The organism is Borreliella garinii (assembly GCF_001922545.1).
GTDB lineage: Bacteria > Spirochaetota > Spirochaetia > Borreliales > Borreliaceae > Borreliella > Borreliella garinii.
This window is the reverse complement of sequence record NZ_CP018744.1, coordinates 889860-905638: the sequence shown is the minus strand read 5'-3', so window position 1 is coordinate 905638 and position 15779 is coordinate 889860. Positions and strand designations below refer to the sequence as shown.

Below are 15779 nucleotides of genomic sequence, written 5' to 3'. Positions count from 1 at the left end.
TTTTTATACTATTAGATTATATATATATATATAATCTAATAGTATAAAAAGCTTAAAAAAACTAAATAGTTATAGTTGAAGAAGTTGAAAAAAAGGCTTGTATATAATAATATTATATACAAGCCAACTATACTGCAATGAAATATACTACTATTTTATCAATCTCTTTATTAATGTGTAGTGTCAATTTATTTTGTTTCCAAAATAAATTGACTACTTCTTGCTGGGAATTCCCTAAAGAAAATATAATTAAAAAAAAAATGAAAATAGGTGTAATTTACCATAATTATATAAATCCTATCTTTTATAATGAAAACTATAAATACATTGCCTTTATCGGAATATTAACAGCTTATAATGAATGGATTGAAATACAGTTCAGTCCCATAAATTTTTTTACTATCCCAATAAATCAAGATTTTGTTTCAAATGCTTATTTTAATTTAGCTTTCACTATTTACATTGCTAAATATTCAATTTCAGCTGATACACTTACTATAAAATTCTTTATTGGAACCCAAGTCGATTTAACTCTAAGAACTAGTATCTTTATAGGGAAAACAACTAATGCATTTCTCTATCCAATCCTTCCCGTAATTGCCTTAAAATTTGAAATTGATTTCATACCTAATAACTATAGCATTTACTATAAATTATCAACTTCTTTTAAAGAATTTATTCTTTTGGATCTAGGAATTTCTATATTTATACCATAAAAAATTTTAAACATTTTTCTTCTTTTTGAAATGTTTTAGCAAAAGACTATCCAATTACCTAAAATAAAACAAAGACCAAAAACAAATTTTTTAGCAATTTTGCTAGGGAATAAGAACTATATTTATACCTGAACTTAAAGACTTTTTAATAGCATTTTCAATATTAGAAAAACTTCTTGTAATTGCTCCCATATTATAAGAGTCTGTTATCATAATACTAGTAATATTTAAATTTTCTCTTATAATATTAACAATACTTTTAGACATGCTAGTTATATCTTTAGAAATTTTAGGAACATTTGCATGGCCAATCATGATAAATTTAGAAGTCTTACCAAAAACAAACGGCACAAAATTATTTAACATTAGAAAGCTTTTACTATAAGGTAAAAAAGCCAAATATTTATGTGTATCTGTGGTTGCTCCCCCTAATCCGGGAAAATGTTTAATTGCCGAAAATACTCCATGATTCTGCATGCCATCAATAAAAGCTTCTACCATAAGTCCAATATTATAAGCAGAATATCCCCCGAATGTTCTATTTAGTAAAGGGGTATGTGGTATAAATTTTATGTCGGCAACTGGAGCCATATTTAAATTAATACCCAACCTGCGCAATTGTTTAGCAAGAACTTCACCAATTTTATAAATAAGATGCAAATCTTTGACATCCCCTACATACTCCATAGCCGGAAAATTATAAACTCCCATTTTTTTATTTTCACTAGCTCTACTAACTATCCCCCCCTCTTCATCAATAGCAATAAAAATATCATGTCCAATATGACTTTTTATTGCGTTAATCAATCCTTTTGTTTGCTCAGCATCTTTTAAATTTTCTCTAAATAAAATTATACCAATCGGATTAATCTTTTTTATTCTATTAATATCATCGAAATTAAGTCCCTGAACATTTTTAAAATCTTTTAAATTTCTAATTCCAATAAATAATCTTCTATCTTTTAAAATAGTTTGAAAATCAAATTCACCTAAAAACCTCATTAAATCTACAAGATCTGATTTATCCTTATTGAAATATTCATAATCTATTTCTGGTAAAGATTCTATCGCAAATAAATTTAAACAAAAAAAGATAAAAGATAAAGCTTTTAAAAAGCCCATCTACAACACCTATTAAGCAACCCATAATCTTTTGATAACAAATTAGAAAGAGAACAATACAAATCTTTAGTAGCATTAGAATTAGCAACTCTCTTTCTACAACAATATTTGTACCTATCTTCAAGATAATTACTATTAAGCAACATGTCGATAAATAACTTTGCAGGAAGGAATCTTTTACTTCTGTCAACCGTTAAAATCAATGGATTTTCCATTAATTTTAATACTTCCCACGTTATTTGCTCAACCGAAATATATTTACCAACTTCTTTATCTTGCTCTATAATTCTAATGGGCATTTTTTCTATTATTTTATCAATATTTTTTATCAAATATTCTAAATTAAAAAGCCCGGTAGCACAATTAAATAACAGCTTATTACCCTTATTCTCAAACTCTTGTATAATCTCTGAAGAAATACCTCCACCAATATCAACACAAGTTAAACGATTCTCACTATTTACTGCCAATACCCCTCCCTTAAAATCTGTCTTGCTTTTAAAACTAAATTCAAATCCAGAAGAACAATTCGTTAAAGCCATTATAGCAAGTGCTTTAAAATTAATTGTATAACCCATATTATCAACATTACCAATGTATACGAATCTTTTCCCAGATTCATAAAGCTGTAAATAAATATCTTTTAAAATTTTAAAATTTTGACCATGACCAGCAGGCAAAGCTAAAATAGAATTATCATTTTCATTATCCTTGAAAGTAAAATATTGATAATTAGAATTATTAAGTTTTTCATAACAATAAATTAAAGGTTGAATAGCTGTAAGAATATCTTCTTTTTTCAAATTGCAAAAATTTACACTTTTAATCAAATCATCTGCAAATAAATGCTCCAAAAATTTTGAAATAAATTCATCCGTTTTGCAACTAGTCATTTGAAATATTGAAGGCTTAATCCTTCTACCATAAAAAGATTCATATCTTTTGGCAACCATTAAAAGATGTCTGATTTTCAAAGCAAAAAATGAAAATCCTAAACTACCGTCTTTATTAATATAAGCTGGGGTCATACCCTTTGGGAATTCTCCAAATTTTTCTTTAAATTCAAGTATTTTAGATTCATATAGCATGTATAAATCTTTATTCAACTCCCTATTTTTAGCTAAATCAAAATAACTTGTTGCAGAGCCTCCATTTAAAATTCCAAAAGAAAGATATGGGAAAAGAATTAGTCCCAAATTTTCAAGATCGCAAGAAGAAAAAATATAGCAATCACCTTCTTCTGAATGCAAAAATTTAGAAAAATCATAAAAATATTTTTTTAAATTGTCTTCAACCAAACCTTTGTTAAGCTTAAACTTTAAAATTTTATCTGAAATATTAAAAATATTTTCATGACTATCACAAGGAAAATATTTAATGGATTCAAAATTATTAATTCCTATCTCACCAGAATTAAGTTTTTCGAGTATCATTTCAGAAAAAATTTTATCAACTTTAACATTCATCAGTAAAAACTAAAACCATTAAGATAAAGCTTATTAATATAAGCAAAAAAACAAATTTTCAAGTATAATGATATAAGTGACATATTATTGATTATTATAGCAATAATATAACTAGAATATCAATGAGAAGAAATTTAAATGCTTAAACAATATTCACTTAACATGAAGAATTTTAAAAAAGCTTTTGATGAGATGATATTTTCTGCTTCGGGATTTAGAAAAATTTTTGCAAAATCAAAAAATGAAGATTCAACAGAAAATGAAATAGACAATGAAGATAAAGTGTTAATAGCGCTAATAATCTTCACAATATCAAATTATTTTAAAAATGAATCCAGACCCTATATTGGATTAGGATTAGATTCAAGACCAACTGGTAACATTATTGCAGAAATAACAATGAAAATATTAATAACAAGCAAAGAAAAGATTAAGTTTTTTGGCATACTCCCAATAACTGAAATTTTAGCTTGTATAAAAAAAAGCAAAGATTCAAAAGGCTTCATTTACATCTCTGCAAGCCATAATCCAGTAGGTTACAATGGAATAAAAATAGGATTAAACGATGGTGGCGTACTAAATTCTGCAAAAACTCGGGAAATAATAAAACAAATTAAAAATAATAGCCAAAATGAAAAGTTAATAAAGCATTTAATTAATACTCTGAATAAATTTGATGAAGATAAAGCACATTTAGAATATTATAAAAAAACAATAAAATTGGAAAAAGAAAACAAAAACCAATCTTACGAAGCCTATAAATCATTAATACATGAAATAGCATATGAAAATGATATTAACAATAAAAATATCGAAATTTTAAAGAAAAGAATATTAAAAAATCCAATTGGAATAATAGCAGAAATGAATGGAAGCTCTAGAATCAATTCAATAGATAAAGAATTGATAGAATCTTTGGGATTGAAAATAGAATTACATAATGACAAAATAGGCATTTTTAAGCATAATATTATTCCTGAAGGAAAATCTTTAAATAAATGTAAAAAGCTACTACAAAAAAAATATATAAAAGACAATTCTTTTGAACTGGGATATGTACCGGATTGTGATGGAGATAGGGGTAATCTAGTGTTTATAGACAAAGTCACAAACACTACAGGCATTATCGAAGCACAAAAAATATTTGCACTTGTAGTAATTTCAGAGCTTAGCTATCTTTATTATACAGGAATAAAAAATAACATAGCAATAGTAACCAATGATGCAACATCTCTAAATATTGAAAAAATTGCAAATTTTTTCAACGCCAAAGTTTACAGAGTAGAAGTTGGAGAAGCCAATCTAACAGAAATGGCAGATGATTTAAGAGCCCAGGGATTTATTGTAAAAATCTCAGGAGAGGGATCAAATGGGGGTTGCATAATATATCCTTCAAGGGTAAGAGATCCAATTACCACTCTGCTTAGTATCGTAAAATTATTAAAAATGAAAGAACTTTATCAAATATGGTGCAAATTGTCCAAAAACTACTATAAAGAAAAATACAGCTTAAAAGATATTTTAAATACAACAAATTTTTATAGCAATGTAATAGTATCATCCAAGAAAGCCAATTTAACAAATCTCAAAATAGAAAACCAAGAAATTTTAAAAAGCAATTACGAAAATTTATTGATTAAAGAAATAAAACGCAACAAGTTGTTTCAAGAATTATCAATAGTTGATTATGAAATCATTAACTACGAAGGCAAAATACAATCTAAGATTAGAACAGGAGATGCCTCGGGTGGATTAAAGGTATTATTAAAAACTAATAAAGAAATCGTTGCAACCTTATGGATGAGAATCTCAAAAACAGAACCAGTAACAAGGGTGCTTAGCGAGGTTATTTATACAAAAAGAAATATTTTGCTCAAGCTATTAGAATTTAATAAAAGATTAATAAAAAAGGCAAACCTACTATAATAATTAATATTGTTTGATTTAAATAATAAGTTGATCACAACTATAAGTCTATCATAAAATTAATAATTTTCATTATTCATTTTTTTGTTTTTCAACACTAGACTTTATCCCATTCCAAGTTTTTGAAAGTCCTACTAAATCTTTAACCTCTTTTACTACTTTATTTGCAATAAACCTTGCCTTGCTTGTACCATTAAAAATAATTTCATCAATGTAATCTTTTTTTTTGGCTTCATAAAAACTTCTTTTATCCCTGATTGGCTTTAAAAAGCTATTCAAAGCTAAAAACAATTTCTTCTTAACCTCAACATCACCTACTTTGCCCTTCTTATACCTACTTTTAAGATCTTCAACTTCTTCATGATTACTATTAAAAATAGTGTGATAAATAAAAACAGGATTACCTTCAACATTACCGGGAATATCTGCCCTTATTCTATTTGGATCTGTATACATAGACATAATTTTTTTTTCTAACAAATTTTCATCATCTTTTAAAAAAATTGCATTATCAAGACTCTTGCTCATTTTATTTTTACCACAAATACCTACCAAAGGACTAGAATCTGTAAAAACAGATTCGGGTATTGGAAAGAAATTATTTTCGTACAAATGATTAAACCTTCTTGCAAGTTCTCTTGCAAATTCAATATGAGATTCATTATCACGCCCAACGGGAACTAAATTTGCCTTCGCCATTAAAATATCTGCACTCATAAGAACAGGATATCCCAAAAGACCATAAGGAATCTCCTTGAGTCCAGCCGCAATGCTCATATCCTTTATACTTGGAATCCTTTGCAAACGCGCAACAGTAACAATCATTGAAAATATTAAATAAAGCTCAAAGAGCTCGGGTATGGCTGATTGCAAATATATACTAACCTTATTAGGATTAATCCCGCAAGCAAGATAATCTAAAACCATTTCTCTAACATTAAAAGGTATTGTATTAATACTTTTTAAATCGGGTTTTGTAGTCAAAGTGTGCAAATCGGCTATAATAAAATACGTTTCATACTTTTCTTGAAATTTTAGTCGATTTACTACAGATCCCACATAGTGCCCTAAATGAAGAGCACCAGTAGGTCTATCTCCAGTAAGCATAACCTTTCTTTTCAAAATCAAATCTCCTTATCTTTGCCTGAAAAATGCCTAATATTGCTTAAAATCTCAGAACCACCTAAAAATACGGAAAAAGACTTTAACCAACTTACATTATCAACTATTACCTTTACAATCACAGTAAAAGGATAGGCTATTAAAAGGCCCACAATGCCCCAAAGCCATCCCCAAAAAAACAAAAAACATAAGAGCAAAAATGGTGAGATATCAAGTCTTTTTCCCTGCATTTTTGGCTCAAGAATATTTCCAATCAACATTTGAACGGAAGTATTGTATATAAAAATATAAAGCACTATGTTTAAATTTGGATAAAATTGAATTAAAGATGTTATTACAATAAAAAACACAGCTAATATAGATCCAATGCTAGGAATAAAATTGAAAACAAAGGTAAGAACTGCCCAAACAAGAGGAAAATCTTGTCCAAACAAAGTTAATCCAATAAACACTAAAATACCTGTTAAACAGCTCATAAGAATTTTTATCCCCAAATATTTGCCAATTTGATTATTAATCGTATCTAGAGCCCCAATAAATCTAGTAGATACTCGCTTTTTAAAAGCTTTATCAAGTTTCATTCCAAAAACATGGATTTCTGAAAGCAGAAAATACAACAACAAAAAAACCACTACTAAACTACTTGTAAATCCAATAATCTCATTAGAAGCTCTTGTTAAAAAAGGATAAATGTAGCCAGAAAAATTAATATCATTAATAACAGAGCTATCAACTTTATAGCGACTAAGCACATCTTTCATAATAAATGCCAATTGATTTTGATAATAGGGTAATTGTCTCATTAAAACAGTAACACTGTAATAAACAAAACTAAAAATCAAATAAGAAAAAGAAAATAATAAAAAAAATATAATAAAAACTATTAAAAATTTTGGAACTTTAAATCTTGCTAAAAAAGTATAAACGGGATAAACTAAAAATCCCAACACTATGGAAATAGCCAAAGGTTTAAATACGGCTTCTGCTATTTTAAAAGCCCCAATAAATATTAACACTATGACAATAAAATAAAAAACAGATTCTACTCTCCAAGGCCTTAACCCTTGATTTGTATTTAAATCTTTAAACATATTCCCTCTTTTCGTTTTTACTGTTTTTATCAACTAAAGGAAAATAAATCAACAATTAACCACAGCTCAAACAAATTTTCTCCATTATCCAATTATACAGTTTAGTGCCCTTACTGTAATTAGCCTCAGCAAAATCTCCAACTCTATTCTCATAAAACAATTTTTTTGCATTTTTATCATTTCCATGATACACTGTCAAGGTATTTTTACAATGATTTAAAATATTATTTAAAATTTCAAATGCCGGAACATCACTAAATCCATCTGCAATATAAAATATATTTTTAAAAGGAATTTCTCTTTTACTCTTTGGAACTCTCTCATTAATCTTCTCATAAGAACCTTTATTAATTTCAAAAATAACTCTGGTTTTTATTGTATGATCTACAAAGTAACAAACACTGCTTAAAACTTTATTTTTAGAAAATTTTTCATCTCTAAGCTCATAAAAAGGCATCAAATAAGAGTCTATAAACTCACATGCCCACACTTTGCTCACATAAGGCGCAATTTTGCTTCCCAAAATCATTTGTCTAAACCCGCTTGAAACAATATAAATTTTAACCTGCGAATTATTATTTTCCAACTTCTTATTTATTTCAGATATCTCATCAAATAAAGCAATAACCCCTTCAAAAAATCTTAACTTAGCACCTGAATTAAATAATGCTCTATTATCTAGACTTTTAAAAAACCCCTCTCTTACATAGGTTAAAAAATGAGATAAATATATCATTTCATTAGAAATTATATTATAACCGCTTTGCTTATAAACATGCTCTAAGCTTTCAACCTCTTTCCAAAAGGAACAAGAATCAACACAATACTCATCAAAAAGCACTTGCTGCATATTACCATAAATAAGAGTATTGTCAAAATCAAATATCAAAGCTACAATATTTTCTCTTTCATTCATAAATTCAAAAACAATTTAATTTAATTATAAACTGTGCTTATTTATATATTTTATATTATACTAATATAAGTTAATAAGTATAGCATTTTAACATTGAGTAGAAAATTTATGATAGACATAAATGATTTAAATCATATAAAAGATACTTTTTCAAGAATTTTAGATCTAAGCTTAATTAGCATCCTGGTGTACTACATATATAAAAATGTAATCAATTCTTATTCTACAAATCTACTAAAAGGAATGTTGATTATCACCTCTATAGGAATTATCTCATATTATTTAAATCTCTATACCATTAGTTGGCTGTTAAATTATATAGCTAATATACTACCAATAACAATAGTCATACTTTTTAATCAAGAAATAAAAAAAATAATAATGAAAATTGGAAATTTCAATTTAGCTTTTAAGCTTTCAAATAAAAAAGAAGAAACTTTAAAAGTTATTTCTGAAATCCTTAAAGCAGTTAAACACCTGTCTGAAAACAAATCTGGCAGCCTAATATGCATTGAAAAAAAAATACAGCTGGAGCAAATAATAAATAAAGGAACCAAAATTGATGCACTAATATCTAGTGAGCTACTAATATCACTATTTGAGCGCGAAACCCCTCTTCACGACGGAGCCGTAATAATTAGTAAAAATAAATTAAAATATGCAGGCTCATTTTTACCATTATCTAATGTTGATTCTATTAGTAAAGCATTTGGAACAAGACATAGAGCAGGACTTGGAATTTCTGAAAATTCTGATGCAATAACAATAATAACCTCCGAAGAGACCGGGTCTATTTCTATTACAGTCAATGCAAAATTGGAATACAATTTAAACTTAAATGAAATTAGAAATAAATTAAATCTCGAACTAATAGAGTAAATAAATGAAAATAAGCAAAAAAATAACAAATATAATAAAGTTACTATTTGATGATTGGCAAAATAAAGCTATTTCCATTTTAATAGCTATTCTAATGTTTGTAGCGTTTAATTTCAATAAAATAGAATCAATAACAACTGAGAAAGAATTCAAGATAATCTTGAATGATCAAATAGCTCTTGGGAAAGTTCCCGACTTTAGCAAAGTAAAGATTACAATAAAAGTCAACAAAGATGACTTAAAATACCTTGATCTTAATAAAATAATATTATTTATTGAAGCATCAAAAATAAAAATTCCTGGAAAATATAAACTACCAATAAAAATAAAAAATCTTAACTCAATACACATTGCAGAATATAAACTTTCAAAAACAAATGTATTGCTAAATCTTGATAACAAAATATCTAAATTAGTTAAAATAGAGCCCAAGTTTAAACTTATAGAAAAAGATGGTAAGGGAGAATATTTTATTGCAAAATACAATATATTACCTGAACATTTATTAGTATGTGGACCCGAACAAGAACTCAAAAAAATAAACACTATTCAAACCAACGTAAAAGAGTTTGATACAAGAACATTATTTGTATCAGATTATCTTGAAGTAGTTTCCCCAAATTCCCTAGTTATGCTTGAAAAAAGTCATGTAGTGATCAATATTTATTTAAACAAAAAATATTCAAATACAACAATAAAATCTCCTAACCTTATTTTTAATAATCTAAAAAATGGTCTTGCGATTAAAGATAAAGAAAAAATAATAAACCCAGAAAACAAAATGTTTGTAAAAATAAAAACAAGACTTTCTGAAAAACAAATTAAAACCCATGTAAACAATCAAAACATAAGCCTTGCTTTTGATTTATCAAGTATAAAAACCCCCGGAATTTACAACATTACCACAAATATAATTCTTAAAGAGAATATCAATGAAACAGAAATATATGATTATGAACCAAAAAAAATAAAACTAGAAATAATCGAAAGCTCGGAGATCAAGCCATGAAGTCAATAGGATGTGATATAATAAAAGTTGGTAGATTCAAAAATTTTTTAGAAAATAAAAAAAAATTAGAGAGATTCTTTACACATAAAGAAATTGAAAATTTTAAATTAAAAGGGGGAAGTGTCATAGAAAGTTTAGCTGGAAAATTTGCAGCTAAAGAATCTTTAATTAAAGCATTAAGTCCACTATTGCAACATAAAATACATTATAGTCTTAAAGATATTGAGGTAATAAAATCTTTAAAAGGAAATGCAAAGTTTTATTTGCATAATGAAATTGAAAAATTTGCAATTAAAATGAATTTAAAGCTATACCTAACAATATCCCATGAAAAGGAGTACGCTATTGCATTTGTAATGGTAGAAAATTAATTCATGAAAAAAATATCATATTTTACAAAAGAAAAAATTGAATGCCCTATATGCTCTTTTAAGTTTCAAAAAGAAGAGCTTTTGACTGGAAGTAGTAGATTAATAGCTGGTGAGTTGAAAATTGATCTAAAAAGAGAATATATAAAAAACAACAAATATGGCAATATTTATCCTAGAATATATTCTGTAACAGTATGTCCAAAATGCTACTTTGCAACATTTCCAAGCGAATTTAATTCAATCCCTAAAAACAAAAAAGAAATTTTGCAAAATAAAAAATCCGAAAGAAAAAAAATAAATGCTATTTTTGATGACATGATTAACTTCAACAAATCTAGAACATTAAAAGAGGGGGCTGCAAGTTACATTCTTGCTATGCTATGTTATGAACATCTTGAAAAGAATCATAACCCCACTTTAAATCAAGCAAAATCAGCAATAAGGGCCGCTTGGACATTTGAAGACCTTGAAAAAGAAGAGCCGAGCAAAAACTACAATTATCTTCAAAAAATATTTTATCATAAAGCTGCATATCTTTATAAACTAGTTATTGAAAAAGATAAAGACAATTCAGAACCTGTTAGCTCATCAACCATATTTGGTCCAGATACAGATAAAAATTATGGCTATGACAGTGTTCTCTACTTATCAGGTCTTCTAGAATACTTTTATGGAAATAAGGATAATAAGGAATACAGATACAAACAATTAAACGATATAAAAACCACTCTCTCTAAAATAGCCGGAATGGGTAAATCTTCAAAAGAAAAGCCTTCAATACTTTTAGATAAAATCAAAGAAGTCTACTTTAAAATATCAAAGGAAATGAAAAATCTTAAATAAATGAAAAAAATATTAGCTGAAATCGCTTATGACGGATCTATATACCATGGATTTCAAATACAACCAACAAAGCCTACTATTCAAGGAGAAATCGAAAAAGCTCTGATGAAAATCAACAAAAAAAAAGTAAAAATTCATTCATCTGGTAGAACAGATAAAGGAGTTCATGCAAAAAAACAAATAATAACTTTTGATATTAATATCAATATTCAGCTAAATAATCTAAAAAAAGCTTTAAATGCCATATTATTAAAGAATAGTATAAAAATACTAAAACTCAAGTATGTGAAAAATTCATTTCATCCACGTTTTAATGCCCAAAAAAGAAAATACAGCTACCGTATATTAAATAGTAATAACTACTATCCCTGGGAAGGCTATCAAGCTCACTATGTAAATAAAAAACTAAACATTAGCAATTTAAACCAAATGGCTAAAATATTAATTGGAAATCATGATTTTACCACATTTTCATGCATAAAAGATAAAAGCAAATCCAAATTTAGGAATATCTATTTTGCCAAATTTAAAAAAAGAGGAAAATATATTATTTTTGAAATAATAGGATCTTCTTTTTTGTGGAAAATGGTAAGATCAATAATGGGCACAATGCTGGATATTGAAATAAAAAATGAATCAGTTTCTACTTTTGAAACAATACTAAAATCAAAAAATAGAAACCTTGCAAGAACAACTGCTCCCGCAAATGCTTTATTTTTAGACAAGGTTTACTATGAATAACAATATTTTAACTAAAAAACTTTTTCTACTTAAAATATTGACAAATAATATCGAAGGCAAAATTACAGAAAATTTTGACAAAATAAATAATGAGATTAAACAAAAAATAGAAAAAGTTAAAAATGTTAAAATTTATCAAAAAAATGAAAATAGCGAAAAAACTGCAGAAATATCCATAAAAAACAAAAATTTAACGAACCTACTATCAAATAGTAGCTTACAAGAAAAAAGTATCAACGATTATATCATAATATATGTAAACAAAGACTATCTCGACGAACCTTCAAGGGATATTATAATAAAATGGTGCAAAAGCATAAACATGCACAATTATAAAATAATAGATACTATTGAATCACTTAACTTAGAAATCAGCAACAAAAACCTTAAAGCAATTTTATCTTGCGAAGAAATAGATTTTTTCTTAAATCAACCGCTAAGAATTCAAATTGTAAGAGGAATAGAACTAAGATTTAAAGGCATTCCATTGGTTTTTACACACCTTCCTACAAATCAAATAAAAAATCCAGAATTAAAAAAAGAAATATGGCAGGATTTAAAAATAATCAAAGGCATAATAAAATATGGATGAACATTATCATTCAACTTATTACTATGAAATTGCAATAAATATTCCTTTAAATAAACTTTTTCTTTATAGGTCTAACTTGAATCTAGAAATTGGAATAAGAGTAATGGTTAATTTTAATGGCTCCAATAAAATTGGAATAATTATTAAAAAATATCCTGAAAGCGAATTCAAAGAAAAATTTGAATTCAAAATAAAAGAAATTATTAAAATAATAGATAAAACTAAAATAATAACAGAACATAATATTGATTTAGCACATTGGATTAGTAGAAAAACATTTTCGGGATTTGGAGAAACTTTATTCTTTGGGTTGCCCAAAAATTCAAAATCTGAAAAAAATCAAACATTACCTTCAATAAATGATTATCCGTATCCGGATCATAAAAAGCACCTGCAACTAAACAACGAACAACAAAATATTTACAAAGAAATTATTGGGTCAGAAAAAACTAATGTTTTTTACCTTTTTGGAATACCTGGATCTGGAAAAACTGAAATATTTATCAAATTGTGTGAATACTACTTAACACTAGAACAACAAGTACTCTTTTTGATTCCTGAAATATCATTAGGATATCAAATAATAAAAAGAATAAAATATGCATTAAATATGCATCATAAAATTTATGAATATAACTCTAAAGTTTCAAATTCTAATAAAAATTTAATATGGAATAAAGTCAAAAATGGAGAAAGTCTGATTGTTGTTGGCATTAAAAGTGTGCTAATGCTGCCTTTTACCAAATTAAAATTAATAATTATGGACGAAGAACACGAAACTACATACAAATCTGAAAATATTCCAAGATTTCACTCAAGACACATATCATTTTTTTTGCAAAAAAAATTTAATGCTAAATTCATAATGGGAAGTGCAACACCTTCTCTTGAAGCATACCACGCAATGAAACATAACCAAATAAAGAAAATATTAATGCAAAATAAATTCTTTCAAAGCAAAATAGAAGATATAAAAATAATAAACATGAAAAAAGAACCTAGCACAATTTCATCAGAACTATTATACAGCATACAAAAAAGTTTAAATGAAAAAAGACAATCTTTAATTTTCATTAATAAAAGAGGATATTTAAAAAATCTTGAATGCAACGAATGCGGGCATACAATTTATTGTCCAAATTGCTCATTTAGTCTGATTTACCACAAAAAAGAAAACAAACTTTTATGCCACTATTGTAATTATAAAACAAAAACAGCAAGTAATTGCCCTAAATGCAAATCAAAAGACATTAAATACAAAACTTATGGAATTCAACTTGTTGAAAAAGAATTAAAAAAATTTTTGCCAAATGCAAAAATTGCAAGAATAGATTCCGATATTACAAAAATAGAAAATATAGATTCAATAAGTAAGTTCGAAAACAAAGAAATAGACATACTTATTGGAACACAAATCATTGCAAAAGGATTTAATTTTGAAAATATAAAAACATTAGGTATAATAAACGCAGATACTGGAATAGGATTGCCTGATTTTAGAAGTAGCGAAAGAATTTTTACAACACTCTCGCAGATTATGGGAAGAGCCGCAAGATTTAAAGATGATAACACAATTATAATACAAACAAAAAATCCTAATTATTATGCCATAAAATGTGCTTATAAGAACCAATATGAAGAATTTTACGAGCAAGAACTAGATATAAGAAAAAAATTAAACTATCCTCCGTTTAACAAAATTATTAGAATAATATTTAGAAGCAAAAATGAAGAATCTGCTAAACAAAAATGTTGGGAATTCTTTGAAAAATCTAAAGAATTTTTGCAAGAAGGAATTGAGCACTTGGGCCCATCAGAAGCTATTATGAAGAAAATATCTAAAAATTATAGATACAATATAATATACTTGTCAAAATCCTATGGCTTACTTGAAAAACTAGTTAACAAGACAAGAGAAAAGGTAAAACTAACAAATACTGTTTACATTGAAATAGATTATTATCCAATATCATTATTAATTTAGACAAAATCTAGCCCTTCTTTACTTAAAGACTTAAGAAACGTTGAAAGTACATAAAGAGCTTTATCATTGTGACCTCCTTCGGGAATAATAAGATCAGCATATTCTTTGGTAGGCTCAATAAATCTATAATAACCCCATCTAGTGGTATTTAAATATTGATCAATAACCGATTCTAAAGTACGTCCCCTTTTGGAAATATCTCTCTTTAAACGCCTAATAAATCTAATATCATTTGGGGTGTCAATATATATTTTAAGATCTATTAAATTTCTTACTCTCTCTTCAACAAAAATCATAATACCTTCAACAATAATAACGGGAGTTGGAACAACCATAACCGTTTTAAGTTGTCTTTTATGATTAATAAAGTCGTAAAGAGGCATATCTATTGGGCTATTTTTTTTTAAATTTTTCAGATGTTCATAAAATAAATTATTATCAAAAGCATCCGGATGATCAAAATTCACCTTAGAAAACTCATATTCATAATCACCCACACTCTTATAATAATTATCTTGAGAAATAAGGACAAACTCTGGAATAAACTCACTAATCTTGCTTACAACTGTAGTTTTTCCGCTTCCAGAACCACCAGATATCCCAATAATCTTAGCCATCAACTAACTTCTTCTTTTTTAGCTTGTGGCATGTCTTTCAAAGTACCAGCTACAAACACATTCTTAAATCCCATGCTTTTTAAAACTTTTTTAGCCTCATAAGATTTATTAAAACTTTTACCATAAACAATTATTTGGGACTCAAAATCACCCAATTTATCTTTTTTAGCAAATAAATTATTAAAAGGAATGTTGATCGATTTAAAATAATGAGACTTACTATATTCTTTGGGAGATCGAATATCTAAAATTTTTGCTCCATTTTTGATTTTTTCCAACAAAAATAGATTAGCCCTTTTCATCCTAAGGATAATAAAAACCCAAATATAAAAAAAAAGCAGAACTACTAATACTATAAATTTTATATAATTCATCGCCATAGTT

General features: G+C 26.7%; 16 protein-coding genes. 9 read left to right on the top strand and 7 right to left on the bottom strand.

All coding sequences use genetic code 11. The features are described 5' to 3' along the window. Nucleotides 1-137: 137 nt before the first annotated feature. The gene (locus BLA33_RS04265; protein ID WP_075226571.1) at nt 138-716 is read left to right on the top strand and encodes a hypothetical protein; all 579 of its coding nucleotides are present in this window, start codon (nt 138-140) and stop codon (nt 714-716) included. Between the two features lie 102 nt (nt 717-818). On the opposite strand, the gene BLA33_RS04260 is transcribed toward BLA33_RS04265, so the two are convergent. After that, nucleotides 819-1838, bottom strand: coding sequence for a glycoside hydrolase family 3 N-terminal domain-containing protein (locus BLA33_RS04260; protein ID WP_029346899.1), 1020 nt, complete (start codon nt 1836-1838; stop codon nt 819-821). After that, entirely contained in the window at nt 1826-3304 is a 1479-nt protein-coding gene (locus BLA33_RS04255; protein ID WP_029346900.1) for a UTP--glucose-1-phosphate uridylyltransferase, read from the bottom strand. The genes BLA33_RS04260 and BLA33_RS04255 overlap by 13 nt, the downstream gene beginning before the upstream one ends. Nucleotides 3305-3442: 138 nt before the next feature. On the opposite strand from BLA33_RS04255, the gene BLA33_RS04250 reads away from it, so the two are divergent. Continuing rightward, complete coding sequence (locus BLA33_RS04250) at nt 3443-5230, top strand: phosphoglucomutase (RefSeq protein ID WP_029346901.1); 1788 nt, start codon at nt 3443-3445, stop codon at nt 5228-5230. Between the two features lie 72 nt (nt 5231-5302). Here BLA33_RS04250 and trpS read toward each other — a convergent pair whose 3' ends face one another. From trpS to BLA33_RS04235, 3 genes are read right to left on the bottom strand one after another with little or no spacing between them, the layout of a single operon-like run. Then, nucleotides 5303-6352 (bottom strand): tryptophan--tRNA ligase, encoded by a 1050-nt coding sequence (gene trpS, locus BLA33_RS04245; RefSeq protein ID WP_029346902.1) that lies wholly within the window; start codon nt 6350-6352, stop codon nt 5303-5305. Nucleotides 6353-6354: 2 nt separating this feature from the next. Next, complete coding sequence (locus tag BLA33_RS04240) at nt 6355-7443, bottom strand: AI-2E family transporter (protein WP_029346903.1); 1089 nt, start codon at nt 7441-7443, stop codon at nt 6355-6357. Between the two features lie 55 nt (nt 7444-7498). Continuing rightward, complete coding sequence (locus BLA33_RS04235) at nt 7499-8359, bottom strand: haloacid dehalogenase-like hydrolase (protein ID WP_029346904.1); 861 nt, start codon at nt 8357-8359, stop codon at nt 7499-7501. Between the two features lie 108 nt (nt 8360-8467). On the opposite strand from BLA33_RS04235, the gene cdaA reads away from it, so the two are divergent. From cdaA to priA, 7 genes are read left to right on the top strand one after another with little or no spacing between them, the layout of a single operon-like run. After that, the gene (gene cdaA, locus BLA33_RS04230; protein ID WP_004792857.1) at nt 8468-9238 is read left to right on the top strand and encodes a diadenylate cyclase CdaA; all 771 of its coding nucleotides are present in this window, start codon (nt 8468-8470) and stop codon (nt 9236-9238) included. A 4-nt stretch (nt 9239-9242) separates the two neighbouring features. Next, nucleotides 9243-10247, top strand: coding sequence for a YbbR-like domain-containing protein (locus BLA33_RS04225; RefSeq protein ID WP_029346905.1), 1005 nt, complete (start codon nt 9243-9245; stop codon nt 10245-10247). Beyond that, the gene (acpS, locus tag BLA33_RS05760; RefSeq protein WP_029346906.1) at nt 10244-10618 is read left to right on the top strand and encodes a holo-ACP synthase; all 375 of its coding nucleotides are present in this window, start codon (nt 10244-10246) and stop codon (nt 10616-10618) included. The genes BLA33_RS04225 and acpS overlap by 4 nt, the downstream gene beginning before the upstream one ends. A gap of 3 nt (nt 10619-10621) precedes the next feature. After that, nucleotides 10622-11461, top strand: a complete 840-nt coding sequence (locus tag BLA33_RS04220; RefSeq protein ID WP_029346907.1) for a DUF2225 domain-containing protein — start codon at nt 10622-10624, stop codon at nt 11459-11461. After that, the gene (truA, locus tag BLA33_RS04215) at nt 11462-12202 is read left to right on the top strand and encodes a tRNA pseudouridine(38-40) synthase TruA (RefSeq protein WP_075226569.1); all 741 of its coding nucleotides are present in this window, start codon (nt 11462-11464) and stop codon (nt 12200-12202) included. It abuts the gene before it with no gap. Continuing rightward, nucleotides 12195-12794 carry a uracil-DNA glycosylase family protein gene (locus tag BLA33_RS04210; protein ID WP_029346908.1) on the top strand — a complete coding sequence of 200 codons (600 nt, stop codon included), beginning with the start codon at nt 12195-12197 and terminating at the stop codon, nt 12792-12794. Before truA ends, BLA33_RS04210 begins: the two co-directional genes overlap by 8 nt. Then, on the top strand, nt 12787-14778 hold the full coding sequence (priA, locus tag BLA33_RS04205) for a replication restart helicase PriA (RefSeq protein WP_075226567.1): 1992 nt from the start codon (nt 12787-12789) through the stop codon (nt 14776-14778). The genes BLA33_RS04210 and priA overlap by 8 nt, the downstream gene beginning before the upstream one ends. Here the strand turns inward: priA and udk are convergent. Together udk and BLA33_RS04195 are read right to left on the bottom strand one after the other, a co-directional pair. After that, on the bottom strand, nt 14775-15395 hold the full coding sequence (gene udk, locus BLA33_RS04200) for a uridine kinase (protein WP_004792201.1): 621 nt from the start codon (nt 15393-15395) through the stop codon (nt 14775-14777). The two genes, priA and udk, sit on opposite strands and share 4 nt — an antisense overlap. Then, nucleotides 15395-15769 (bottom strand): rhodanese-like domain-containing protein, encoded by a 375-nt coding sequence (locus tag BLA33_RS04195; RefSeq protein ID WP_088123893.1) that lies wholly within the window; start codon nt 15767-15769, stop codon nt 15395-15397. The genes udk and BLA33_RS04195 overlap by 1 nt, the downstream gene beginning before the upstream one ends. Between the last annotated feature and the right edge of the window lie 10 nt (nt 15770-15779).